General features: G+C 45.9%; 22 protein-coding genes and 1 pseudogene. 13 read left to right on the forward strand and 10 right to left on the reverse strand.

Features of this window, described 5'->3' with window-relative positions; translation table 11 throughout:
* Positions 1-80: 80 nt before the first annotated feature.
* On the reverse strand, positions 81-1,994 hold the full coding sequence (locus tag AC6I8Y_RS07530) for a monovalent cation:proton antiporter-2 (CPA2) family protein (RefSeq protein ID WP_498021305.1): 1,914 nt from the start codon (positions 1,992-1,994) through the stop codon (positions 81-83).
* On the reverse strand, positions 1,991-2,629 hold the full coding sequence (locus tag AC6I8Y_RS07535) for an NAD(P)H-dependent oxidoreductase (protein ID WP_498021306.1): 639 nt from the start codon (positions 2,627-2,629) through the stop codon (positions 1,991-1,993). The genes AC6I8Y_RS07530 and AC6I8Y_RS07535 overlap by 4 nt, the downstream gene beginning before the upstream one ends.
* A 164-nt stretch (positions 2,630-2,793) precedes the next feature.
* Between AC6I8Y_RS07535 and AC6I8Y_RS07540 the strand changes: the two genes are divergently transcribed.
* Both AC6I8Y_RS07540 and AC6I8Y_RS07545 read left to right on the forward strand, forming a co-directional pair.
* Positions 2,794-3,273: a GNAT family N-acetyltransferase gene (locus AC6I8Y_RS07540; RefSeq protein ID WP_498021307.1), complete on the forward strand. Its 480-nt coding sequence runs from the start codon at positions 2,794-2,796 to the stop codon at positions 3,271-3,273.
* Entirely contained in the window at positions 3,263-3,736 is a 474-nt protein-coding gene (locus AC6I8Y_RS07545; RefSeq protein WP_498021308.1) for a GNAT family N-acetyltransferase, read from the forward strand. The genes AC6I8Y_RS07540 and AC6I8Y_RS07545 overlap by 11 nt, the downstream gene beginning before the upstream one ends.
* 17 nt (positions 3,737-3,753) lie before the next feature.
* Here AC6I8Y_RS07545 and gltS read toward each other — a convergent pair whose 3' ends face one another.
* A complete protein-coding gene (gltS, locus tag AC6I8Y_RS07550; RefSeq protein ID WP_498021309.1) occupies positions 3,754-4,968 on the reverse strand; it encodes a sodium/glutamate symporter in 1,215 nt (404 codons plus the stop codon).
* Positions 4,969-5,178: 210 nt separating this feature from the next.
* On the opposite strand from gltS, the gene AC6I8Y_RS07555 reads away from it, so the two are divergent.
* The 4 genes from AC6I8Y_RS07555 (at position 5,179) to ihfA (ending at position 10,216) form a co-directional block, all read left to right on the forward strand.
* The gene (locus AC6I8Y_RS07555) at positions 5,179-5,874 is read left to right on the forward strand and encodes a class I SAM-dependent methyltransferase (RefSeq protein ID WP_498021310.1); all 696 of its coding nucleotides are present in this window, start codon (positions 5,179-5,181) and stop codon (positions 5,872-5,874) included.
* A gap of 192 nt (positions 5,875-6,066) precedes the next feature.
* A complete protein-coding gene (gene pheS / locus AC6I8Y_RS07560) occupies positions 6,067-7,050 on the forward strand; it encodes a phenylalanine--tRNA ligase subunit alpha (protein ID WP_112461716.1) in 984 nt (327 codons plus the stop codon).
* A gap of 18 nt (positions 7,051-7,068) precedes the next feature.
* Positions 7,069-9,456: a phenylalanine--tRNA ligase subunit beta gene (pheT, locus tag AC6I8Y_RS07565; protein WP_498021311.1), complete on the forward strand. Its 2,388-nt coding sequence runs from the start codon at positions 7,069-7,071 to the stop codon at positions 9,454-9,456.
* 466 nt (positions 9,457-9,922) lie between these two features.
* Positions 9,923-10,216, forward strand: coding sequence for an integration host factor subunit alpha (ihfA, locus tag AC6I8Y_RS07570; RefSeq protein WP_006074250.1), 294 nt, complete (start codon positions 9,923-9,925; stop codon positions 10,214-10,216).
* A 71-nt stretch (positions 10,217-10,287) separates the two neighbouring features.
* Here the strand turns inward: ihfA and AC6I8Y_RS07575 are convergent, their stop codons facing one another.
* Positions 10,288-11,064, reverse strand: coding sequence for a RelA/SpoT domain-containing protein (locus AC6I8Y_RS07575; RefSeq protein WP_394152234.1), 777 nt, complete (start codon positions 11,062-11,064; stop codon positions 10,288-10,290).
* 232 nt (positions 11,065-11,296) lie between these two features.
* Between AC6I8Y_RS07575 and AC6I8Y_RS07580 the strand changes: the two genes are divergently transcribed.
* Positions 11,297-11,950 carry a thiopurine S-methyltransferase gene (locus AC6I8Y_RS07580; protein WP_498021312.1) on the forward strand — a complete coding sequence of 218 codons (654 nt, stop codon included), beginning with the start codon at positions 11,297-11,299 and terminating at the stop codon, positions 11,948-11,950.
* A 52-nt stretch (positions 11,951-12,002) separates the two neighbouring features.
* On the opposite strand, the pseudogene AC6I8Y_RS07585 reads toward AC6I8Y_RS07580, so the two are convergent.
* Together AC6I8Y_RS07585 and ppsA are read right to left on the reverse strand one after the other, a co-directional pair.
* Positions 12,003-13,479: pseudogene (locus tag AC6I8Y_RS07585) on the reverse strand (peptide MFS transporter).
* Positions 13,480-13,706: 227 nt separating this feature from the next.
* Positions 13,707-16,094, reverse strand: a complete 2,388-nt coding sequence (gene ppsA, locus AC6I8Y_RS07590; RefSeq protein WP_394152240.1) for a phosphoenolpyruvate synthase — start codon at positions 16,092-16,094, stop codon at positions 13,707-13,709.
* A 154-nt stretch (positions 16,095-16,248) separates the two neighbouring features.
* On the opposite strand from ppsA, the gene ppsR reads away from it, so the two are divergent.
* Together ppsR and AC6I8Y_RS07600 are read left to right on the forward strand one after the other, a co-directional pair.
* A complete protein-coding gene (gene ppsR / locus AC6I8Y_RS07595; RefSeq protein ID WP_234493812.1) occupies positions 16,249-17,082 on the forward strand; it encodes a posphoenolpyruvate synthetase regulatory kinase/phosphorylase PpsR in 834 nt (277 codons plus the stop codon).
* Positions 17,083-17,269: 187 nt separating this feature from the next.
* Positions 17,270-17,893 (forward strand): TPR domain-containing protein, encoded by a 624-nt coding sequence (locus tag AC6I8Y_RS07600; RefSeq protein WP_394152242.1) that lies wholly within the window; start codon positions 17,270-17,272, stop codon positions 17,891-17,893.
* A gap of 37 nt (positions 17,894-17,930) precedes the next feature.
* On the opposite strand, the gene AC6I8Y_RS07605 is transcribed toward AC6I8Y_RS07600, so the two are convergent.
* Complete coding sequence (locus AC6I8Y_RS07605) at positions 17,931-18,989, reverse strand: 3-oxoacyl-ACP synthase III family protein (RefSeq protein WP_498021313.1); 1,059 nt, start codon at positions 18,987-18,989, stop codon at positions 17,931-17,933.
* A 3-nt stretch (positions 18,990-18,992) separates the two neighbouring features.
* Positions 18,993-19,673, reverse strand: coding sequence for a hypothetical protein (locus AC6I8Y_RS07610; RefSeq protein ID WP_498021314.1), 681 nt, complete (start codon positions 19,671-19,673; stop codon positions 18,993-18,995).
* Between the two features lie 188 nt (positions 19,674-19,861).
* Here AC6I8Y_RS07610 and AC6I8Y_RS07615 point away from each other — a divergent pair, with 188 nt between their 5' ends.
* Complete coding sequence (locus AC6I8Y_RS07615; protein WP_498021315.1) at positions 19,862-20,635, forward strand: ferredoxin--NADP reductase; 774 nt, start codon at positions 19,862-19,864, stop codon at positions 20,633-20,635.
* Between the two features lie 2 nt (positions 20,636-20,637).
* Here AC6I8Y_RS07615 and AC6I8Y_RS07620 read toward each other — a convergent pair whose 3' ends face one another.
* Together AC6I8Y_RS07620 and nrfA are read right to left on the reverse strand one after the other, a co-directional pair.
* On the reverse strand, positions 20,638-21,069 hold the full coding sequence (locus AC6I8Y_RS07620) for a hypothetical protein (protein WP_252014369.1): 432 nt from the start codon (positions 21,067-21,069) through the stop codon (positions 20,638-20,640).
* A gap of 172 nt (positions 21,070-21,241) precedes the next feature.
* Complete coding sequence (nrfA, locus tag AC6I8Y_RS07625) at positions 21,242-22,660, reverse strand: ammonia-forming nitrite reductase cytochrome c552 subunit (protein WP_394152391.1); 1,419 nt, start codon at positions 22,658-22,660, stop codon at positions 21,242-21,244.
* A gap of 504 nt (positions 22,661-23,164) precedes the next feature.
* Between nrfA and nrfB the strand changes: the two genes are divergently transcribed.
* From nrfB to nrfD, 3 genes are read left to right on the forward strand one after another with little or no spacing between them, the layout of a single operon-like run.
* Positions 23,165-23,758 carry a cytochrome c nitrite reductase pentaheme subunit gene (nrfB, locus tag AC6I8Y_RS07630; protein ID WP_234493805.1) on the forward strand — a complete coding sequence of 198 codons (594 nt, stop codon included), beginning with the start codon at positions 23,165-23,167 and terminating at the stop codon, positions 23,756-23,758.
* Between the two features lies 1 nt (position 23,759).
* Entirely contained in the window at positions 23,760-24,446 is a 687-nt protein-coding gene (gene nrfC, locus AC6I8Y_RS07635) for a cytochrome c nitrite reductase Fe-S protein (protein WP_234493804.1), read from the forward strand.
* 1 nt (position 24,447) lies between these two features.
* The gene (gene nrfD, locus AC6I8Y_RS07640; protein WP_234493803.1) at positions 24,448-25,404 is read left to right on the forward strand and encodes a cytochrome c nitrite reductase subunit NrfD; all 957 of its coding nucleotides are present in this window, start codon (positions 24,448-24,450) and stop codon (positions 25,402-25,404) included.
* The last annotated feature ends 3 nt before the right edge of the window (positions 25,405-25,407 follow it).

A 25,407-nucleotide genomic window follows, 5' to 3' on the forward strand; every position in this document is an offset into this window, starting at 1 on the left:
AAAAAATAGGAAGGACGGGCAGCGTGCCCGTCCTTAATTGAATTACGGCTATTCCTTAGCACGTGACCAAACCTAAGAAGCTATTCTTCGAACTTGTCTGCATAACCTTTTGGCGGCGGTGTCCAGCCGCGTTCGCGCGAGTGCTTGTCATTGCGGTCGATTTGCATGGCGTCGCGGATGAGCCCCTCTAGTTCAATAAACAGGTCTCGGTAGTTGTTGTCGAAGCGTTCACCTTCAGCGCCTCCTTTCCAGCCCTCGTACAAACGATCAGACTGTTTGTCCTCAATCGACTTGTAGGTGGCTTTCTGCTGTTCGACAAAGAAAGGATGGAAGCCTAGGCAGTTCATGGTTTTAGCACCTAGCTCAAGAGCAGAGTGATAGGTCTCAGATTCAATATAGTCTGCACCAGCCTGCCTCAATTGGTAACCATGACCGCGGTCAAATGCTCTGGTAAGAATTTTGACGTGAGGGTACGTATGTTTGACGTATTTTACAAGCTCGATACTGGCTTCTTGATTATCAATAGCCACGACTAACAGCTTAGTTTCTTCAATACCTGCAGTGTGTAGTATGTCAGGTTTAGATGCATCACCAAAGAAGGCTTTGGTACCAATTTGACGCATGTTATCGACTTGGTCCGCTCGTACATCAAGCGCCACAGTTTTCACTTCGTTAGCAACTAATAGGCGATTAACAATTTGTCCAAATCGTCCCATACCTGCGATCATCACGGTACCACGTTCATCGACAGTATCTGCTTCTCGATCGTTACTCTGTTTCTCATAACGCGGCAAAATAACCTTATCAAACAAGATAAATAGGCCGGGGGTCAGGAACATAGATAACGCGACAACAAGCGATAGTGTTTGGGCGATATCGTTCGGTAGCACATGGTTCTGAACCGAGAAACTAAGAAGAACGAAACCGAATTCACCTGCTTGAGCTAGGCTGAGCGTGAATAACCATCTAGCGCTGTCTCGAATCCTAAAGATGATGGCAAGACCGTAAAGCACCGCAGCTTTCAGCAGCATGACACCTAACGTTAACCCAATGATAACGAAGAAATCATTGAATAAGATGCCAAAGTTGATACCCGCACCAACGGTAATGAAGAACAAACCAAGAAGCAGACCTTTAAACGGGTCTATGTTGGATTCGAGCTCGTGTCTAAACTCACTGTTCGCCAGTACAACGCCTGCCAAGAAAGTACCGAGAGCAGGGGAGAGTCCGACTAGACTCATCAAGGCCGCAATACCAATAACAAGCATTAGAGCTGTAGCGGTGAAGATTTCGCGAAGACCGGAAGATGCAACAAATCTGAACAGTGGCCGACTTAAATAATGTCCGCCGACGACAACAACTGCGATAGAGGCTGTGATCACCAAACCGTAAGCCCATCCAGGTAAACCAGCGACCAAGCTCAATTCTTCATGATGATCTGCGGCATGTTCAACCGCGTTCTGAGCTTGCTCTACTAGCTCTGGTATCGCCAAAAGAGGGATGAACGCTAACATAGGGATCACGGCAATATCTTGGAACAGTAAGACTGAGAACGAGCTCTGACCGCCTTCAGTCTTAGCAAGCCCTTTTTCATGAAAGGTTTGCAGTACGATAGCGGTCGACGATAGGGCAAAAATCAAACCAATGGTAAGCGCGATGCTCCATGTCTGGCCGAAAACAAGGGCAATCCCCATAACCGCTGCCGCGGTACCACCTACTTGAATGCCCCCCAAGCCAATAAGCTTGTGACGCATGTTCCATAGCATTTTTGGTTCTAGCTCGAGACCAACCAAAAATAGCATCATCACTACACCAAACTCAGCAAAGTGCTGAATAGTCGTGGTCTCTTCACCGACGAGACCGATGATTGGTCCAATGACAACACCTGCGATTAAGTAGCCAAGAACAGAGCCAAGTCCAAGTCGTTTGGCAATCGGCACGGCGATAACGGCAGCAACTAAGTATATGAATGCCTGAAGAAAATAGCCTGTCATGATGTTCCCTCATCCGATTGAACTGCTTGTTCCGATGGCCAGTAGTGATTGAGTTTGTCCATAGGTTTTGCTCGCTCTATGTCAAAATCGCCGCTGGCCAATAGACTGAGCAACTCTCTCCACCGTTCTCTGTGTTCGGGAATACGATGCTCCTCTTGCGCAGTGCGCGAACCGAATAAGCAAAACGGTGGCAAGTAAGTCATACCAGTTAGCGTTGCGGTTTGCTCCAAAGGCTGCAAGAGTTCTCGGATCGTAAAGTGGTTGTAGCCATCAGTTTGGTAAGCCTCCGCCTTTCCTCCTGCAGAAATTGCACACAAGAACGTTTTCCCGTGCAACGCGGTGCCATCTTGACCATAAGCAAACCCATACTCCAAAACGAGGTCCTGCCACTCTTTGAGAATCGATGGTGTTGAGTACCAATAAAGCGGAAACTGAAAAATGATCACATCATGATCGATCAGGCGTTGCTGCTCTCGGTCGATATTGATGTTGTAGGTCGGATACTCATAATATAGGTCAACTGCTGTCACGCCTTTGATGGAGGCGGCATCTCGGAACATGGGCGCATTGACTTCGGAGCGCCGCTGAGAAGGGTGTGCATAGAGCACAAGAACTTTATTGTTATTTTCGGGCATAATCGCTTCCGGATAGCTTTGTCTATGAGTCTTAATATCTAGTACACAAAAAGATATTTTTCAATTGGTTACCATCTAGTGACCTATACAACTTTCAGTGTTTTTTCATTAGGTGATAATATTAACTCTGTTTTCAAATTGCTGAATCATAAGGAGTATTTTCAGTGTCGTTATCAGTAAGACCCGCAAAAGAACAAGATTCAGAGCAATTGCTAGAGCTTTATCGGCAAACAATTCGCACTGTAAATCGTAATGATTACAATAAGATGCAGATTGATGCATGGGCCCCTCTAGATCTTACTAAAGAGGTATTTAAGGGCTATATTTCAAGATGCCGCCCGTTTGTCGTCGTAGAGGGCGATGAGATCCTAGGTTATAGCGACTTACAACCCGATGGATTAATTGATCATTTTTATTGTCATCATCGAGCTCAGCGGAGAGGAGTGGGGTCTTTGTTGATGAACACTATTCTCGACAAAGCAAAGCTAGCTAAGCTCGAGAGGTTGTATTCCTTTGTGAGTATTACAGCTAAACCTTTTTATCTACACTTCGGTTTTACGGTCGTGCGCCCTAACGAAGCGGAAATACGAGGCGTCGTGCTCAATAATTTTTTGATGGAAAGGTCGCTTGATAATGAGCTCTAGTATGTTTGATGTCCGTGAAGTAAAGCAGACTGAGTTACCGCTCGATATATTGCTGATTGCTGACCCAGAAGAAGCGGCGATTAATGCTTATCGAGAGCGCTGCATCGGTTTCGCTGTCTATATGCAGGGAGCATTGGTGGGTGCATTGCTGGTGGAGGTTGATGATGAGCAGCGCTCTGCAGAACTATTCAATATCGCCATTTACGATGAGTTTCAAGGAAAGGGGTTTGGTGGTGTTTTGCTTAGTGAGACTTTAGCTCTGCTATCGCAAAAAGGTATCAACACGGTCGAACTTGGGACAGGGACATTTGGCTATCAGCTTTCTTTCTATCAGAAGCATGGTTTTAGGGTCGATTCAGTGGTCAAGAACTTCTTTATAGATAGCTACGATGAGCCTATATTCGAGCACGGTATCCAACACAAAGATATGCTGCGCCTGATATGGCGCAGCAAAGACCAATAGTTAGTGTGAGCATGTCGCTAGGTTAAAAATGCGATATAACCTTGGATGACGATCAGATTGATTATGTCGATAAAGAAGGCACCTACAAGAGGTACGATAAAATAAGCCTGTGGCGAGGGGCCATAAGAGCCGGTGATTGCCTTTAGGTTCATCATTGCTGTCGGCGTCGCTCCCATCCCAAAGCCCACATGTCCCGCGGCAAGAACGGCAGCATCGTAAGACTTACCCATGATGCGGAAGGTTACCCAGTACACAAACCCGATAGTTAAAATTAGCTGTGCGACCAAAATAATGAGTAGCGGTATTGCGAGATCAAATAGATTCCACAATTTTAAATCCATTAAAGCCATCGCGAGAAAGAGACTAAGTGATAGGTTCGCACTTTTGTCGACCTCAAGTCGAATCGTATCGAGCTTAGCTCTAACGGAAGGCATATGGCCAACTAACATACCAAGCATGATGGCGTAAACGAAATTTGGCACTAAGGTTAGGATGTGGATACTTGTCGACTGCGCGCTTTGATGAATATCGCTACTCACAACAGCGCAGGTTATTAGTACTGCGATTGCGATGAAATAACCTAAAATGCGACTCGCGTTGCTGACTATATTGTCTTTCGTATGAGTTCGAATCGTTAAAGAGCTTTGAGTTTTTGAAGGTGTGAGCTGATAGCGCTCTACCAATCTTGTTCCTAATGGTCCGCCAAAAATTCCACCTGCGACCAAACCAAATGTTGCGCAAGCCATTGCTATTTCGAGTGCTCCCGGAATATTTAGTTGCTCACTATAAACCGTTGCCCACGCTGCGCCGGTACCGTGCCCGCCAGAGAGAGTAATAGAGCCGGCCATCAGGCCAAGTAATGGATCTAGATTCAGAAGACTAGACAGTGCAATACCTAGCGTATCTTGGAATAAGATAAACAGAGCGGCACAGATTAGGAAGCTTATAAGAGCAGAGCCGCCGTGCTTCAGAAGTCTTAAATCTGCTGACAAACCGACACTGGTAAAGAACATTAGCATCAAGGTGTCTTTGAGTGGTAGATCAAACGAAATGTCAGTGCCGGAGTAATGCAGTGCCATAGTGATCAAAGACATCAGAATACCGCCAATAATCGGAGATGGAATGTGGTATTTACTGAATGATTTGATGTGGCTTAACAGTTTTGACCCAACCCAAAGTATTAGGATGGCAAGTAGCATAGATTCTGCGCTGTTTAAGGTAATGTCAGACATAGTGATGGCTTGCTATTGATTTAATGAGTACCTCAAGAAGTGAGGCAATGGCTTTGTGGGCATACTATGTGTGACCGTTAAAATAGAAAACTCCACTTTGAAGGATGCTATCCTTCTTAATGCAACTTAAGATTGACGTCTCTTACTCAGGTCGGTAGATTGCATTCCCCGAAAACGGTGAATTAATAGTCTGATAGTTGGAGGTTTTTTATGGGTGAGATGTATACCAAGCACGCGAAAAAGTACGCAGATGCCATTGAGAACAATGCGTACAATGCGCTTTACGAGCGTCCTTCAACACTGGCGTTAATTGGTGATGTGACAAATAAGAAGGTACTTGATCTAGGTTGTGGTCCTGGCGCTTATGCAGAGCATTTTGTTAAGGCAGGTGCACAGGTGACGGCAATCGACCTAGCTGAAGAAATGGTGGCGATAGCAAGAGAACGCTTAGGTGACAATGTCACATGTTATGTGCAAGATCTGGCTAACGGACTACCTAAAGAGCAAGACGATACGTTTGATATCGTCGTGTGCCCGTTGATGCTGCATTACTTAGAAGATCTTGTCCCGCTGTTCAAGGAAGTTCACCGTGTGCTTAAATCGGGCGGAATACTTGTTTTCTCAACCCATCACCCTCTCGTTGACTTTGAAGAGAACGCGTTCAATAACTACTTTGATGTTGAGCTTTTGACCGAAGAGTGGAATACCATTGGTGAGCCGGTAGAGGTCTCCTTCTATCGACGTTCATTTACCAATCTGTTTGAGAGTCTTTCCGAAGGGGGATTCGTGTTGGACAAGTTTTCAGAGGGCAAACCAGATCCCGAGATGAAAACCGAGTCACCCGAAACGTTCGAAAGATTGTCGCGCCGACCAAACTTCATCTTTATCCGCGCTAAAGCCAATTAATTCTCTTGAGTTAACATTAAATAGTCATCGTTTCCTGCTAGATTTTCATCAAAAGGGCAAAAAACGTGTTTTTTTTGCCCAATAACCCGTTCAATTTACAAATCAATTTGGCATTGGCGGCGGGTTTTATTAGTATGTACAGCTATCAAAAAACACCCTTATGGATACTACCGGACGGTAGACGAGGAAACGATGCAACATCTAGAAGAGATCATTGCTAACGCGGGCACAGCAATTGACGCTGCAGACTCGCTAGTCGCACTTGACGAAGTGCGTGTTCAGTATCTAGGTAAGAAAGGTGAGCTAACGGCTCAACTTCAAAGCCTAGGTAAACTACCACCAGAAGAGCGCCGCAGTGCTGGTCAAGAGATCAACAAAGCAAAAGGCGTGGTTCAGCAAGCGATCGCAGCACGCAAAGACGCACTACAACGTGCAGAGCTTGAAGCGAAGCTAGCGGCAGAAACTATCGACGTAACCCTACCAGGTCGTCGTATCGAGAACGGCGGTCTACACCCAGTTACTCGTACTGTTGAGCGTATTGAAAAGTTTTTTGGTGAGTTAGGCTTTAGCACTGAGTCTGGTCCTGAAATTGAAGATGCATTCCACAACTTTGATGCACTGAACATTGCAGAAGATCACCCAGCTCGTACTGACCACGACACCTTCTTCTTCAATCCAGATCTGATGCTACGTACCCACACGTCTGGCGTACAGATCCGTACGATGGAAAATGGCAAACCACCATTCCGCTTCATCGCACCGGGCCGTGTTTACCGTAACGATTACGACCAAACACACACGCCAATGTTCCACCAAGTGGAAGGCATGCTGGTTGACGAAAATGTTAACTTCGCACAGCTGAAAGGTATTCTGCACGACTTCCTAACTAACTTCTTCGAAGAAGATCTTGAAGTTCGTTACCGTCCGTCATATTTCCCATTCACTGAACCTTCAATGGAAGTGGACGTTAAGCGTAAAGACGGCAAATGGCTAGAAATCTTAGGCTGTGGCATGGTGCACCCAAATGTACTTCGCAGCGTAGGCATCGACCCTGAAAAATACTCTGGTTTTGCATTCGGTATCGGTATCGAGCGTCTAGCTATGCTTCGTTACGGCGTAAATGACCTACGTTCGTTCTTCGAGAACGACCTACGTTTCCTAAAACAGTTCAAGTAATCCAGAGGGTTCATCACAATGAAATTCAGCGAATCATGGCTTCGTGAGTGGGTAAACCCTTCAGTTTCTACTGACGAGCTTACGCACCAAATTACAATGGCTGGCCTAGAGGTAGACGACGTACTACCTGTAGCGGGCTCTTTCACTGGCGTTAAAGTAGGTAAAGTGGTTGAGTGCGGTCAGCACCCAGACGCAGACAAACTACGCGTAACTAAAGTTGATGTTGGCGCAGAAGAACTGCTAGACATCGTTTGTGGCGCTCCTAACTGCCGTGAAGGTCTGAAAGTAGCAGTAGCAACAGTTGGTGCCGTTCTTCCAGGCGATTTCAAAATCAAGAAAGCAAAACTACGTGGTCAACCTTCACACGGTATGCTGTGCTCGTTTACCGAGCTAGGTATCGATGTTGAATCTGACGGTATCATGGAACTGGCTGAAGACGCAGTAATCGGTACTGATTTCCGTGACTTCCTAGGTCTTGATGACGTGACTGTTGACGTTGACCTAACAGCAAACCGCGCTGACTGTTTCAGCATCCGTGGTCTTGCTCGTGAAGTAGGCGTTCTAAACCGTGCTGACGTAACTGCACCAGCGGTTAACCCTGTTGAAGCATCTATTGCTGACGTGGCTTCGATCGAAGTTAAAGCAACAGAAGCATGTCCTCGTTACCTAGGTCGTATCGTTAAGAACGTGAACGTTCAAGCAGAAACACCACTATGGATGCAAGAGAAACTGCGTCGTTGTGGTATTCGCTCAATCGACCCTGTTGTAGACATCACTAACTATGTGCTTCTAGAGCAAGGCCAGCCAATGCACGCGTTCGATCTTGCCAAGATTGAAGGTGGCATCGTTGTTCGTATGGCAGAGCAGGGCGAGAAACTGACTCTTCTAGATGGCACTGAAGCTGAACTAAACGCAGACACACTTGTTGTTGCTGACCACAATAAAGCACTCGCTATTGCGGGTATCTTTGGTGGTGAAGAGTCTGGTGTAACAACAGAAACGAAAGATGTGCTTCTTGAGTGTGCGTTCTTCGCACCAGACCACATCCGTGGTCGCGCACGTAGCTACGGTCTACACACGGATTCTTCAATGCGTTTCGAGCGCGGTGTTGACTACGCACTGCAAGTCAGCGCAATGGAGCGTGCAACTGAGCTTCTAGTTGAAATCTGTGGCGGTGAAGTAGCACCTGTCGTTGCTGTTGAATCTGACGCAGATCTTCCTACACCAAACACGGTTGAACTGCGCCGCACTAAGCTAGATTCACTTCTTGGTCACCAAATTGCTGACGCTGAAGTTGTTGAGATTCTAGAGCGTTTAGGTCTGACAGTAACGACGACTGATACCGGTTGGACAGGTGTTGCACCAACATGGCGTTTTGATATCGCAATCGAACAAGACCTGATTGAAGAAGTGGGTCGTATCTACGGTTACGATAACATTCCAAATCAACACCCTGCTGCAACACTTAAGATGCACAACCACGTTGAAGCGGATCTTCCACTGAAACGTGTACGCGATCTGCTTGTTGATCGTGGCTACCATGAAGCGATTACATACAGCTTTGTTGAGCCAGAGCAACAAAAACTTGTTGTGCCAGACGTTGAGCCATTGATTCTGCCTTTCCCAATCTCTGCGGAAATGTCAGCAATGCGTCTTGGTCTTATCCAAGGTCTTCTAAATACGGTTGTTCACAACCAGAAGCGTCAGCAGCCACGTGTTCGTCTATTCGAATACGGCCTACGTTTCATCCCTTGTGAGAACGCTGAAAACGGTATGCGCCAAGAGCCTATGCTTGCAGGTGTGATTGCAGGTACACGCAGTGAAGAGCATTGGGACATTGAAACTAACACCGTTGATTTCTTTGACCTAAAAGGTGACCTAGAAGCGATTCTAGAACTGTCTGCAAACGAGAAAGCATACTCATTTGCGGCAGCGAAACACCCAGCACTTCACCCAGGTCAATCTGCAGCAATCGTTGTAGATGGCAAAGAAGTGGGTGTAATTGGTACGATTCACCCTGAGCTTGAGCGTAAGTTCGGTCTAAACGGTCGTACTATCGTGTTTGAAGTTGAGTGGTCTGCAATCAACACTAAAGTGATTCCAGAAGCGGCTGGACTTTCTAAGTTCCCTGCAAACCGTCGTGACATCGCTGTTGTTGTTGATGAGGCAGTAGCTTCTGGCGACATCGTTGCAGCTTGTCTAGAACAAGGCGGCGAGTTCCTGAAAGACGCGAAACTGTTTGACGTTTACGTTGGTAAGGGCGTTGAAGAAGGTAAGAAGAGTTTAGCAATTGCGCTTACTCTACAGTCTCTAGAGCGTACGCTTGAAGATGCTGACATTGCTGGTGCAGTAGATGCAATTGTTGCTCATATTTCTGAGAAATTTGGTGCAACGCTGCGTGACTAATCGCAGTTAGCGTGTCAACGAGAATTACCTAGAAAAGCGGGTTGCTGAAAAGTAACTCGCTTTTTTTATATCCAGTATTAGCCGATAAAAACAAACTGGTTTCATATTCTATTTTCTTCGCAACTCACTGTTTTTAAGGAATAATTTTCTTTCATACTGTATCAATATCACTATTTTGTACTTTGTTTGTAATTTATTTTCATCTAACTTTTTGTCATTTATTAGTGATATCTATTGCTTGGGGGTTTTATAGTAAATTATGCATCCATAATATGCTACTTTTGCGATAACTTGCTAAAAGTTAACGCAAAATCCTGACATTACTCTGAAATAAAAAAGTTGGCGAAAATCAGAAGGTTGGCTTACACTTTTCAAAGTTGGGCCGTTATGTTGTTGATTGGTCGAACGAAATCTTTAGCGTTATCACTATGATAACAAGGTATGAATTAGCTTTGAGGGGAGTTTTATGGCGCTCACAAAAGCCGATCTGGCTGAGAACCTATTTGAGAAACTCGGATTCAGTAAAAGGGATGCCAAGGAAACGGTAGAAGTGTTTTTCGAAGAGATTAGAAAATCACTCGAAAGTGGCGAACAGGTAAAACTGTCGGGTTTTGGTAATTTTGACTTGCGCGATAAAAATGAGCGCCCAGGTCGAAATCCTAAAACTGGTGAAGACATTCCCATTTCCGCTCGACGCGTAGTGACATTCCGTCCGGGTCAGAAATTGAAGGCTCGAGTCGAGAACATCAAAGTAGATTAATGTCCTACTGTTAAACAAAAAGACCACCTAGTGTGGTCTTTTTGTATTTCTATTGGTTGATGTTGAGTTTATTACGCCGCCCGAATATTCGTTGTGATGTATGGCTGCCACGCGTTCTGATACAGCTCCATCGATTGACGTCTTAGGCTGGCAATCTGCGCGGTTTCAAACTCGTTGAGTTCGCGTTTTTCAGCAGCCGCTCGTCGTTCAATACCTTGGACGATTTCATATAGATCGTGTTCAGGGCCACTTTTCACGTCGGCGATGTCTTTAAGGTGAAGTTGGACTTCAGCAATAATCCCAGTCTTAGGTAGTTTCACCAACATATTCAGGTCACGGTATCCGGACGCTGCAGGGTTTTTAAAGCGGTTTTTTACACGCACGACTTGCGCTTCACGGCTAAGCGCTTCATAGGCGCCTACAAGGCTCTCCACGTCTTTAGCGACGATAGTGCCACGAGCTAGGTCTGTGATTTGGTTTACCTGACCATTAAGCTCAGTATCGATCTTCACCTTTGCACGCTCAGCAGATTTTACGCCTGCGAAGTACGCGTCGGTGTCAGTCAGTAGGGCGGTCGTTTTACAAAGCGCTTCGAGTTCATGTTGAGCTTGGTGGGCTTTGCTGTACAAGATGTCAAAATCGTTATGGGGTTGGAAGGCAGCGCCTTGAACAGAATCGATGCCGTACAAGCCACTAAGACTGTGTTTGAATACAGATGGACAAACTTCGTTTTGCTCTTGCTTTCCTTTTGTTGGGGTGGAATCGGATTGATTAAGCGTAGCCGCAAATGCAGGTGCGCGGCTGAGTACCAATAGCATTAGTGCTGCAGTACGAAGAAACGTGCTCATTCTCTCTCCTAGTTACGTTACAAAAACGGGAACAAAAAAGGGCGTTAACGCTCAGGAGTCTTGCTAACAATAATATGGGGTTCAATACTGAAAACCCAATACAAACTGTGTAACAGAGTTTGTAAACTGTGATGCCTATCGCTAATTAAAATCTACGCGATTGGGTGTGACATTTTGTCTGCACTCTGTAAACTCTACGTTAACCATTATCTACAACCGACATGAACCATAAATGAACGATTTTGAACTTTGGCACGACAAATGGGCGGCCAATAAAATTGGCTTCCACTTAGAAGATGTAAACCCATTACTCATTAAGTACTGGGACCGACTATCCCCAAAACGCGAAGACAAGGTTTTCGTTCCACTCTGTGGTAAGTCTGAAGATCTTGTCTGGCTTGCCCAACGCCATGAAGACATTCAAGGTGTAGAACTTAGCCAAATTGCCGTACGTTCGTTTTTCGCTGAACATTTCTACACTCCGATGGTGACGCCGATTAGCGGTCAGTTTGAGTTGTACCAGTTTGATGAGCTTAACATTTATGTCGGCGACTACTTTACCGCACCGATTCAACCTGTAGAGCTTATCTACGACCGTGCTGCTCTCATCGCAATGCCGGAAGAACTGCGCGAACAATACGTTGAGAAATTAAAACAGTCTCTGAAACCGGGTGGTCGTATTCTACTTATCACGCTTGATTATGTTCAAAGTGAAATGGCGGGCCCTCCTTACAGCGTACCAAGTTCAGAAGTGGCGCAGCACTTTGGCGATGAGTTTGAAGTGATACTTCTAGAGCGTGATGAAGCAGATAGTAATCACCGTCGTATTCAGCAAGGATTGACCCGCTTTGCTGAAGAGGCTTGGTTGATTACGCATCAAGGTTAATCTATTTGTGAGCGGCAATAACCATCGGATTGCCGCTCTAGTTTCTGCACTTTTACTGCTTTACTAACTCTCCAGCGCCCAGTTCAGCTTCTGCTGCGGCTTTTAACATGTTATGGATAACTTTCGATGCAGCTAGCGCGACACCAATCATCACAACCGCCATAACAGTTAGCAGTTGAAAGTATTCACCGTACACAATTTGAGCGATATGTTGGGTAAGTTGTTGCCCCTTTTCTAGTGCGATATTGGTGGATAGCGCTGCTCCAACAATACCACTTAAGGCGATCGCGACAGAAAACAAACTCACAGAGAAGTTCTCGATGTGATGTGGTGCAACCGACAAGATAAAAGCCACAACCATAGAGCCAACCACGACTTCAGCCATTGCTTGGAAGAAGTGAACTGCGAGGAAAACTTCAGGTCTGATCGCAACGTCTTCGCCAACTGTTGAGATAAAGTAGGTTAAGATGCCAAATGCAATCGCAGTAAAGACAAACGCTGCGGCGATCTTGGTCGATGTCGACAAGTGAATATTGTTTTTTTCTAGGCGGCTAAATAGGGTCGCGATAATCGGACCACCTACCATACACCACAATGGGTTCATTGCCATTGCGGCTTCTGGTTCGAGTGGAATGAAACCAAACAACTCACCTTTAAGTGTGTTCATGGCAACAATGTTCATCGATGTCATCATTTGACCGTAGTAGACGAAAAAGCATGTCGTCAGAAATGTCATAATGAGGATGGTGCCCATTTTTAGTCGCTCAGAGCGCGTCACCTTAAACATCAAAAACACAAAGTATCCAATGGCAGCGACTCCAATGGCATACACAATGTTCTGGCCGACATCCATGTTGGAGAACATAAAGAACACCAATGCAATCATAGCGGCCGATAGAGCAAAAAAAGATCCCCCAAGCTCTCAGCGATACGTGTTCGGTATCAATTGGCTTTCCAAGTGGTTTGAACTTTTTGTTCAGTGTTATCAGCACAAACAAAGCAACAACAGCCATCAGAGCAGATAGCGCAAATCCGCCGCTAAATCCGATATAGAGCGTGATCATTGGGAACAGGTATTGTCCTAAGAATGCACCGATATTGTTGACCGAGTAGTTAATCGGAAAGCCATGCTCAAATTCTTTTTGAGTGGCAAACGTGCGCTTGTAAAGGCTAGGGTAAGACGGAGACATCAAGCCACGTCCGTAACTTGCCAGCGCGATACCTGCCATCGCCATAGGAACATGAAGCGTCGTAGCGCCTAGGACCAAAAGTAGATAACCTAGTGTAAATGCAGCATAGCTGATGGTGAGCGAGCGGTAGGCGCCTAGTAACTTATCGGCAATAAACCCGCCAGCGATGGCAAATAGGGGACCAATAGCGGCGAAAGCGCCAACTACCATCATGGTATCGGCTTCACTGTAGTTAAGGTCTTCTAGAAAGAATCGCGTCAGGCTGACTAAAACGCCATAGAACGATAGACCAAATAGCATCTGGCAGACCATCATGGATTTGTTTAGCTTGTTCCACATAGTTGGCTTCTTAAGGTTGGAAATAGAGGCCGGTATTTTAGAAGAGATGCTAGTGACGCCTAACTCGCCTATGTAGGATCGCACCCTGCAAGCGATGTTGATGTAAAACGATGCGCGCGTTCGCTTGATGAACAAGTGGTAAATGAAAAAATGCCAGAGTTTACACCCTGGCATTTGGTTTACTGTTAGTTTGTAATCAGCTTAAATAGTGGAGCTACTCAGTCTGATTATTTCGCTACGTTGCCTAGTTTCAACCAAGTATCAATCACCGTATCTGGGTTTAGTGATACAGAGCTAATACCTTGTTCCATTAACCACTCTGCAAGATCATCGTGATCCGATGGACCTTGGCCACAAATACCAACGTATTTGCCTGCTTTGGTGGCAGCATCAATAGCCATCTTCAGCATCGCTTTTACTGCTGGGTTGCGCTCATCAAAGAGATGCGCCACGTCGCCAGAGTCACGGTCAAGACCGAGCGTTAGCTGAGTCATGTCGTTTGAGCCAATTGAGAAGCCATCGAAGTACTTCAAGAACTCTTCTGCAAGAACCGCATTTGATGGTAGCTCACACATCATGATGACTTTAAGGCCTTGTTCACCACGACGAAGCTCAAACTTCGCAAGTAGGTCGATAACTTGAGCGGCTTCGCTAGGCGTGCGAACAAATGGGATCATGATTTCAACGTTCTTCAGTCCCATCTCATTACGAACGCGTTTAATCGCTTGGGTTTCAAGCTCAAAGCAGTCTTCAAATACGGGTGAGATATAACGAGAAGCACCACGGAAACCAAGCATTGGGTTTTCCTCGTGTGGTTCAAACTCTTTACCACCCACTAGGTTGCTGTACTCGTTTGACTTAAAGTCAGACATACGGACGATGACACGCTTAGGCCAGAAAGCGGCTGCGATCGTTGAAATGCCTTCAGTCAGCTTGCTGACATAGAAATCGATCGGATCTTTATAACCGCGAATACGCTGAGTGATCTCAGCCTGCAGCTCAGGAGATTGCTGGTCAAAGTTCAGTAGCGCTTTCGGGTGAATACCAATCATCTTGTTAATGATGAACTCAAGACGCGCAAGGCCCACACCTTCGTTAGGGATTTGAGCGAAGTCGAACGCACGGTCTGGGTTACCCACGTTCATCATCACTTTTGTAGGCAGCAGTGGCAGCTCGTCAACAGCAGAGCGGCGGATCTCAAAGTCCAATTCACCTTGATACACGTAGCCTGTTTCACCTTCAGAACATGACACAGTAACCACTGCACCGTCTTCTAGACTGTCGGTAGCGTTACCACAACCCACGATAGCTGGAATGCCAAGTTCACGAGCGATGATCGCTGCGTGACAAGTACGGCCGCCGCGGTTGGTCACAATCGCTGCCGCTTTCTTCATTACTGGTTCCCAGTCCGGGTCTGTCATGTCAGTGACAAGCACATCGCCTTCTTGAACAAGTGACATCTGGTCTAGGGAATCTACTAGGCGAACGGTACCCGTACCGATACGTTGACCAATCGCACGACCTTCAACCAACACATCCGCTTTGTTGTTTAGCTGGAAGCGTTCAATCACGTTTTGCTCGCTTTGAGAACATACCGTTTCAGGACGAGCCTGTACGATGTATAGCTTGCCGTCGATGCCATCTTTCGCCCATTCAATGTCCATTGGACGCTGATAGTGCTTCTCGATGATCATTGCTTGTTTCGCAAGCTCTTTGATCTCCTCGTCGTTCAGAGAGAACTGGTTACGTTCTTCATCAGACGTATCGATGATATCTACCTGTTTGCCAATCTCTTGGTTGTCAGAGTAAACCATCTTGATGAGTTTAGAGCCAAACGTCTTCTTAACGATAGGCGCTTGACCTTGCTCTAATAGCGGCTTGTGAACGTAGAACTCGTCAGGGTTCACGGCGCCTTGTACTACCATCTCACCTAGACCCCAAGCCGAAGTGATAAATACCACTTGGTCGAAGCCAGATTCAGTGTCTAACGTAAACATCACGCCCGAAGACGCTTTGTCTGATCGAACCATTCGTTGAATACCCGCTGATAGCGAGATACCACGATGGTCAAATCCTTGGTGTACACGATAGGAAATCGCTCTGTCGTTAAACAGAGACGCGTAGACATGCTTAGTGGCTTCAAGTACTGCATCAATGCCTTTTACGTTCAAAAAGGTTTCTTGTTGACCCGCAAAGGAGGCATCAGGAAGATCTTCAGCAGTTGCGGAGGAGCGCACTGCGACAGAAAGTTCTTCATTGCCTTCGATGAGTTCTTGATAGTTAGTTCGAATATCCTGCTCTAGGTCAGCAGGGAAGGGGGCTTCTAATACCCATTGACGGATGGTCGCGCCTGTCTTACGCAGTGCGTCAACATCATCAACATCAAGTTCGTCTAATAGTCCGTGAATGCGCTCATCCAATCCTTCGAAATCGAGGAATTGGTTGAAGGCATAGGACGTAGTCGCAAAGCCATTTGGCACTGAAACACCCGCGTTAGCAAGATTAGATACCATCTCGCCAAGCGAAGCATTTTTGCCGCCGACCTTATCGACATCGTCCATGGACAGACCATTGAACCAAAGGGTGTTGTTTTGCATGTCTTTCTCCAGAAACATTGCAGCTGTAGGATATAGCAAACGATTACGTATTCAGTGAAAAAATAGTTAACTATTTTTACAAACTGTGGGGGAACGTTATTGAATGCTAGGGTTTGTTATCGATATTATGTAATGCATCCTACTTAAATTAATTTGAAAAATTAAATAAAAAATGAAAAATGATAGTCAAAGTCGTGACGTATTCTACGTTTCTGACGGTACAGCGATTACTTGTGAGACATTGGGACACGTAGTCCTAGGTCAATTTCCATTCAAAGCCAAAGAAAAGACATTCCCCTTCGTAGAGAGCACGCATAAGCTCGATGAACTCATTAGAGAAATTAATCAATCTTATGAACGTAACGGTGTGAAACCTTTAGTGTTTTTCTCGATTGTGGTGCCTGAAATTCGAGCAGGATTACTTGCTTCGCAAGCGTTTTGTTACGATGTGTTAGAAAGTTTGGTAGCTCAAGTTAAAAGTGATTTACAACTGGAACCAAAGCCAAAATTGCAGCGTTCACACAGTGTAGGGAAAGATTCCGCTAAGTATTTCGACCGCATTGCCGCTGTCGAATACACCTTAGCGCACGATGATGGCGTTTCACTGAAAAACCTAGAGCAGGCAGACTTAATACTTCTGGGTGTGTCGCGTAGTGGCAAAACGCCAACAAGTCTTTATCTAGCGATGCAGTTTGGTCTTCGAGTCGTTAACTACCCATTTATCGACGACGACATCAAGCGACTGCGTCTAATGCCAGAGTTTGAGATCCATAGGCATAAACTGTTTGGCTTAACGATCAACCCTGAGCGCCTGACCGAAATCCGCGAAAATCGATTGGCGGGTAGCGAGTATGCGAGCACAGAGCAGTGTTTACAGGAGCTAGCGAGTGTCGAAGCTTTGTTTAGGCGCGAAGCTATCCCTTATATCAACACCACATCGCTGTCAGTCGAAGAGATCTCGACTCGGGTACTTGAACGCGCTGGGTTGAAACGTCGAGTGTTCTAGCTGTAGACTGGATGCAAACTCGGGTAGGCGTATTCAGTAGTGTGTGGATAAGCTTCGCTTCGAAATGAATCTAAAATCCTCAACTTGAGTCGTCACTGGTGAAGAACAGAGTACTAACTCACAGCGCTGTTCTTCGCTAACCGATACAATGTACTCAGATTAATCCAATTAAGAATATAGCGTTAACATGTTGAGTTTTGTGTTGTTGAGCGGCGTTGTCGTTTCTGTTGTCGCCTATCTATGTCTGACTAAAATAACCAGTCTTAAAAGCCGGATTGGTTATTCAATCCTCTCAAGCTTGGCGATTGTCGGTTTGTCTTTTTTGATTTGGAGCCAATGGCGAATGCCGCTGCCGCAGCAAGAAATGCAACAAGAGCGTCCCAACCATCAAAGTGCCATGATTGACCTGCAAAACTCACTAACCGAGTCTCCTAATGATTCGGAATCCTGGTTTAAGCTAGGTCAGCTATATATGCAAAGCTTGGAGTTTGATTCAGCGGCTACCTGTTTCAATTATTCCATTCGCCTTTCTAGTATGCCTTATGCTGGTCAATATGCTGCGTTAGCAACCGCGCTGTATTACCAGTCTTCTCAGTCTATTACACCTGATATTCAGCGTTACCTTGATAAGGCACTAGAGCTAGATAGTGACAACGACACAGCGCTGCAACTTATCGCGTCGGATTACTTTTTGAATGCGGATTACGATGAGGCGATTCGTGTGTGGACTCAGATTTTAGATTCGAACAGAGTGGGTATCGATCGGGCTGCAATCATCGAGAAGATCAATCAGGCTAAGGGAATGAGGTAGCCACCATATAGGAAGTGGCTACCGTGTCTAGCAAGTTCTAGCCGTGGGTGTAAACAAACCCGCCATACATATACTTAGTCGCTTCTGCCCCTAAGATAACCACTTTGCTTCCTTGGAATAGCTTCCCACTGTTCACGAGTTTAGAGAAACTGCACCAAATCGCGGCTGAGCCCAGGTTACCCCAATGTTTGGCATCGTTGACGATCTTATTTGGATCGATGTCTAGCGCCTCGGCTAGCATGATGTCTATTCGTCCACTGGCTTGGTGGGGAATAATGTAGTCAAAGTCATTCAGCTCGTAGCCTCGACTTCTTAATGCCAAAATACTGGCTTGAAATAGCGCTTCGCCACTTTTTCTCACATTCGTGGCATCGTGATGAAAGCGCGCTTTGCCCTCTTGGGTATACACCGACATAGAACCGCCATCGAGAGATAAACCGGGTGATTGCTCAACACCAATCTGTCCGGTGAAACAGTCAGAAATCTTACCCATTCCTTGCTCACTTTCCGGAGCAATAATAACACCGCCAGCACCATCGCCCATTTGCATGTAATTAACGAGCTGTGACTGGTCGAGAAAGTCTTCGTTATAGTCGAAGTAGACTGACCCTGTTTCACTGCCAACGATCATCACTGGTTTTTGGAGCATAGCGAGACGTGGGATGGCGATTTGCAATCCACTAGAAAAACCGGTGCACGCCTGCCTTAATTCCATAAACGGGCCATGATAGCGAAGCTTCTCCGCTACCCAAGCGATGCTAGGCGGGAGCTGTGTGTCTGGGGTGGTAGTGTGTCCTATCAGATAATCGATAGCGTCCAAACTGGTATTGGATTGCTCAAGTAGATTGCCTATCACACTCACCACAAGATCGGAGTTACTTGGCGTTGGGACGCTGGTATGGGAATAAATACTGCGTGAAAAGTGGCGCCCTTCAATTCCTAAAAATGGTGCGATACGAGCTGCAACTTTCGCGTATCTTTTGCCTGATAGACGTTCGAGTGCATCAAGCAATTGTGCGTTGGTAAGATGCTGATCTGGAAACAAATGGTTTGCGGCGAGCAGTGACACACTGCCCGGTAAGAAAGTCGCGCTCATTGATTAACTCTCCCTAGAATCAAAGATGTGCTCGATAGTAATGCCTAGCTCTTCGAAGGCTTCTCGCTCGCTATTCAATAGTTTGTATAACTTCTCGGAAATGAGTGTGTTGAGGGCTTTCCATTCCGAGCGGTCGTAGCCTAGCGCTAAAGCATGTTGTTTGGCTGCGGAAACGTGTCTTGCCTCATCTTGTTTAATGGAACGACACAAGAGCACAAACGGATGATGTTGGTCTAATCGGCCTTTTTCTAGATACAACATTATTTTGCAGACCAGGGCATCAAGACAGGCGATCTGCGCGAAATGTTCTTCAAATGTCCTCCTTGAACCAAGCGACGCAAAAAAGCGTTGGCTGCGTCGCTTTATCGCAACAACGTCTTCCGGTACCTCTAACTGTGACTGCACTAATTCAAGCGCATCCTCATGATACTGTTCATCGGCAACGATTCGCTCAAAGTCGTCACGAGCAGAGGAAAGTGATTCAGGCAACTCACGCTGAGATTCGTTATAGAACACCCATTGTGAGCTTTGTTCACCACAGACTAGTAAGGGAAGAAGCCGTGAAAGGGCGGTATTCTGAGAATCCGTGAAATCTAACCTTGTATCACGATATTCATGGAGCCAGTACTTCACAGGGCTCTCACTAACACCTTTAAATGGAACAGACGGAAAACATGGCTTCATGGGCACTCTCAAAATCCTTTTTACAACACACACTATACGTAGACCGGAGTCCGCTCGATTTCTTTCCTTAAAATCGCAAAGTTTTTGTCTAATCGTCGAATAAGTCCTTAAACATAATGTAGTTAATTTTTACTGAGTTTACTTCTATGATGAAAGAGCTTTATGCGTTCCTGTATCGGAGATGAGATATGACAGACATTCCCAATGGTTTAGTCGAAGGGCGAGTACTTGCGAAAAAGCAGTGGACTCATAATTTGTTCAGTCTTGAAGTTTCAGCGCCCATAGAACAGTACGTAGCAGGTCAGTTTACAAAACTGGGTCTGCGTAACGAAGAGGGCGAGTGGGTGCGCCGAGCCTACTCTATGGTAAATCACCCTAACCATGAATATGGCTATCAGCATCTGGAATTTTTAATTATTGCCGATAGCGACGGACAATTGTCGCCAAAACTTAATCAGCTTGATTCTGGTGATCCAGTCTTTGTAGGAAAACAGCCTTCGGGGTTTATGACTATTGAAGAAGTACCTGACTACGCGCGAGATTTGTGGATGCTCTCTACAGGTACGGCGATCGGTCCTTTTCTGTCTATGCTAGATGACGAAACACTAACAAGCCGGTTTGACAATGTGGTGCTGGCTCATGCAGTCAGAACTGCAGACGAATTGGTTTATGCTGAAACCATTAAGGATGCCTTATCTAGGTTGGGGGAAAAATTTAAGTTTGTTTCGATTGTATCCCGTGAGCATCACGAGCAGAGTTTGTCAGGGCGGATACCAGAGCTTCTGTTGAGCGGTGAGCTACAGACAAAAGTAGGGATGAATTTACAGGTACCAGATAGCTTCGTATTTATGTGTGGTAATCCGGCGATGGTCAAAGACACGAGCTCCGCGTTAACAGAGCTTGGTTTAAGCAAACATCTGCGCAAAAAGCCAGGGCACTTCTCTAGTGAGAACTATTGGTAATCCTAGTAGGTGTAGCCCAGTCCAAAGTAGGCTGCCTCTAGACCTGTGTTGTAACCAACGTCTGCCGTGAAGCCTGTGACACCCGTTTTAATTAACAGGCCTATGTTGCCGTTGAAGCGTAGGTCTGATTCATAAGTTTTAAAAGGCAGGTCTGAAATCTTCTCTTCACTTCGGTTGGCAACCCCGATACCCGCGTAGCCCACAAAGTTATCGCTTAGAGACTTAACAAGACCCACGTTAAGTCCAAAGTCGTCATTATTCGGACCAGTGCCACCGGCGAGGTTGGCGTAGAAACCGTAACTTAGGTTTCTGTCGTAATACAAACCGACGCCAAAACCACCTTCGCTCGTTGTACCAACAGAGACACTGTTGTAGGTGCCTGCGAAAGAGAATGATGAGGCTAAACATAAACTGATCAAAAGACGTCTTTTCATGGGGTTCCTTTAGAGTATGAATGACTCATGCCTTTCGAAACACAAAGCGGTTTCAGATACTTACGTACTAAACATTCTAGCAAAAAGCCCCAACCAATGGGTTGGGGCTTACAGTTATCTCGAATGGATCACACATTCATTCTTTAACAAAGCGAGTAGATAGCCAATAACATTAGTAATTAGCCTCGCGAACCGCTGCTTCTTTGTCCCATTCTGGTACCACGGTTTCAAGGAAGTGTTTTTTCTCAGCGTTCATCTTGTCCATATCCATTCCAAGAGCTTGTTGCGCTTTCTCTTTAGTAGAAATGTCAGGAATTTCGATAGGGTCAGTAATGCCTTTCTTCGCAAGCAAACGAATCAGTTTCGCACGAGCATCTGCCGCTTTGTCTACTGAGGTACCGAGTACTTCAAGTGCAACTTCAGGGGCGTGCATGTGGACACCATGAGAAGCGATTGCGTAGTCCCAACGCCATTGTGCGTGACGAATATCCATTAGGATTGGTTTCATCTCTTCTTCTGTCGCACCTGCATCCCATGCTGCACCGGCTTCAAAGTGCGCAGCAACGATTTGTTTCTCTGCAGTCAGCTTCATGTTGAGCACTTGCGCTTTGCGAGTTGATACTATGCCTTGTAGCTGATCTTTACTTTGGGTGTGGCAGTTTGCACATGTATCTTCGAAGCGGTCAAATGGGTTACCCACTTTGTGATCTGTATAGACTGTACCATCTTCTTTAGTTACTTTCGGCATATGACAATCAACACAAACTACGCCGTTTTTGCCATGGATACCATCGCGCCAAGTTTCATAGCCCGGGTGCTGTGCTTTTAGCATTGGTGCTTTAGAAACAGCGTGTTGCCAGTCTTTAAAGTTAAGCGCGTCGTAGTATTGCTCCATTTCTGTTACTGAGGTGCCCATATCCCATGGGAATTTCACGGCTTTCGTTGGGCCTGTGAAGTAGTACTCTACGTGACACTGAGCACAAACCGATGCTTGTTTATCTAGGCGAGATTGCTCATCAAACTTCTTACCAATGGCTTCAAAGGCACGCTCAACGTATGGGCGCGTTAGCGCAAGCTCTGGCTCACCGTTTTTGAATTTGTCACTGCGAGTGTCGTGACAATCGGCACAACCGATAGGGTTTGAAATTTCTGCACCTAAGCGCGCCCATTTGCCTTCAAAATAGCCGTCCTCGCCACGCTCATCGATGACGCGAGCGACGTCAGGGCTTTTACAGCTCCAACATGCCATAGGCATTGGGCCAGATTTCGGATCAGTTGGACCGCCAGTTCTTAAGGTTTGGCGCACATCATCAAGGGCATAGAAGTGCCCGCGCGCTTTGTTGTAGTCTTTAGCGAAACCGTAACCTGCCCACAGGATCACCATGTTCGGGTCATGAGCGAGCGCATCTTCGATCTCGACACTCTCACTGGTTTGCTTCCAGGATTGGTATTGGTCAGGGTGGTCTTGTTCGTAGGCCTGATTTCTCGGGTCCATTAACTCTTTTTCAGAGGCAGCAAAAGCGGGCACACTCGCGGCGCCTAATATAGCTAATGCAGCAACGGAACTAATAATCCAGTGCTTGTTCACGATGGTATCTCCATATTCTAATTTTTGAAATGCGTTGTGGGGCGAATTTCCTAAACAAGACTTGGAGATGTCTAACTTATATAGACGTGTTTATATTACCTCATAGTTAGTAATATTTGATTACATCTCGAACCATTTACTGTTTTAGATCAATTTAACTAAGTGATTGAGTTCACATCTATTTTTAACTAACCCTAAAGGGGTAGGTGTTGGCATTTTTAGGTGAAATTCATTCTCATTAAAAACAATGGTTTATGTAAAAATTCACACACAAATATTGGTGACATTGCTCACTAATTGAACGCTGGGTGCTAGGGGATTAAGCAGTGTCGTACTACTATTTATTCGTGAAGCGTTGTGGCTCATCCTAAATAAGAATTGATTTCATTTCTGTGTAAATAACAGACTGGCGGTTATTGGTTTGTTTATTGAAAGGAAAAGTCATTGGTTATTAACCTGATAGGTGAATGTATAGGTTCGCAATATTGGGTTTAAGGAAAGGATACAATGGGCAATGTAAAATTGACCATGGTGATGATGCTTCAGACCCTCCTAGCATTCATTCTCTGTGGTTACTCACTCAATGCCTTAGCCGACGATGCAGCCCTCATTAAAGAAGGGGACTCTACAAGGCATAAGGTGGAGTTGATACGTGATAAGGATTACAAATGTATTCAGTGTCACAAAGACTCCAAACAGACTCTGGCAGGCTCGCACGGCGAGAATGTGGTTGAGATCAGAGGTGCGGCACCAAGCTGTACGGACTGTCACAGTAATATCGGACCTGATCATCGTGATGGCGCCTCAACCGTTGTTAAATATCATGCCGCTCAGTCACAGCCGGGCACAGATAAAACGTGGCTAGATCCCGAAGCTATTCTTAAAGCAAACAGCCGATGTACTGACTGTCACCAGCCGCAATACTTGCGTGAGGACAGCTGGACTCATGATGTGCACGCGAAGAATCTAACGTGTACCAATTGTCACTCGGTCCACGCAGAAAAAGCGAAAGTGCTCTCTTACGACCACAAAGCCAAAATCAAGATGTGTGTCGATTGCCATAAAGACTTCAATGAAAAACGTGAAGAGGAGGGCAAGTAATATGAGTTGTTCAAGACGAAACTTCCTTGCCGGTACTGGAGCTGTAATATTTACCACAGGTGTGGCAACGACCTCAGTGCTAACGGCACGTAATTCAGTCGCAAGCGACGACACTGAAAAAGCAGTGCGTTACGGCATGCTTCATGACGAAAATGCCTGTATTGGCTGTACGGCCTGTACCGATGCATGTCGTGAGGTGAACAAGGTGCCTGAAGGTGTGTCCAGACTGGAAATCCACCGCTCAGAGCCAATTGGTGAGTATCCTGATGTCGAATATCGATTCACTCGTGAGTCCTGCCAGCATTGTGAAAACCCTCCGTGCGTTTATGTGTGCCCAACAGGCGCTGCCTACAAAGATGAGAAGACAGGCATTATCGACGTGCACAAAGAAAAGTGTGTCGGTTGTGGTTATTGTTTGGCAGCTTGTCCATATCAAGTGCGCTTTTTCCATCCTGAGAATCACTCAGCGGACAAATGTAATTTCTGCCGCGATACCAATTTGGCGCAAGGCAAACTGCCAGCATGTGTAGAGAGCTGTCCAACCAAAGCTCTGGTGTTCGGTGATTTGAACGATCCCAATAGCGACATTAACAAAATGCTGAGTATCAAAGTGATTTATCGCGATAAGGAACATTTGGGTACTAAACCTAAGCTGTTCAAAGCCGCATTCCACAAGGGGGAGGTGTAGTATGAGTACGTGGGAAACAGCCTTTCATTTCGACTCCCTTGTTTGGGACTGGATTATTGCGATCTATCTCTTCTTGGCAGGGATGTCAGCAGGCTCCGCTCTAATTGCCATTTACCTCAAGCGTAAGGTTATCGAAGGCGACCCAGCGCAAAATGGCATCATGAAGGCGATGGCTTGGCTCGCGCCGTTCGGCATTATTGTTGGTTTGCTTATCCTGGTATTCCACCTGACTAAGCCGCTTGAGTTCTGGAAAATCATGATTTACTACAACCCATCCTCCGTGATGTCGATGGGTGTCATCTTATTCCAAGTCTACATGGCGGTGTTGTTTGTTTGGATTGGTATGATCTTCAGAAAACCAATCATGGATGTGTTGGGTAGTAAGTTCGATTTTGTCGAGACTATCTTGCTCAAGCTGGAGAAAATTGAAAACGGATTAGAGCTGTTTTTAGGTTTCTTAGCCATTGTTTTGGCGGCGTATACGGGCTTCTTATTGTCTGCGCTTAAAACGTACCCGATGCTAAATAACCCAGTACTGCCAATCTTGTTCTTGTTCTCGAGCTTGTCCTCGGGCGCAGCGGCAAGTTTGCTTTTCGGTATTTTGGTCTTTAAAGAAGATTCACATAGCCCGAGCGTTAAGTGGGTGCACAGCTTTGAGCGTCCAGTTGTGCTGTTTGAGTTGTTTGTGATTGTCACTTTCTTTACTGGTCTTATTTTTAGTGGTGGTCAAAACGAAGTAGCAGCATGGAATGCGATTGGAGGCGGCTTCTGGTCTAGCTGGTTCTGGTATGGCGTGATTGGTATCGGGATGCTGCTGCCGTTAGGGCTAAACTACTTCAGCCCAGGTGAAGTGAAGTTGAATCACGGCTTTATTCTCGTGGTGACGACCTTGAGCTTGATTGGGGTGCTGATGCTGCGTACGTTTGTGTTGTATGCGGGGCAGATGACGGTGGTTTAGGGG

It is taken from the genome of Vibrio sp. KUL78, assembly GCF_059725505.1.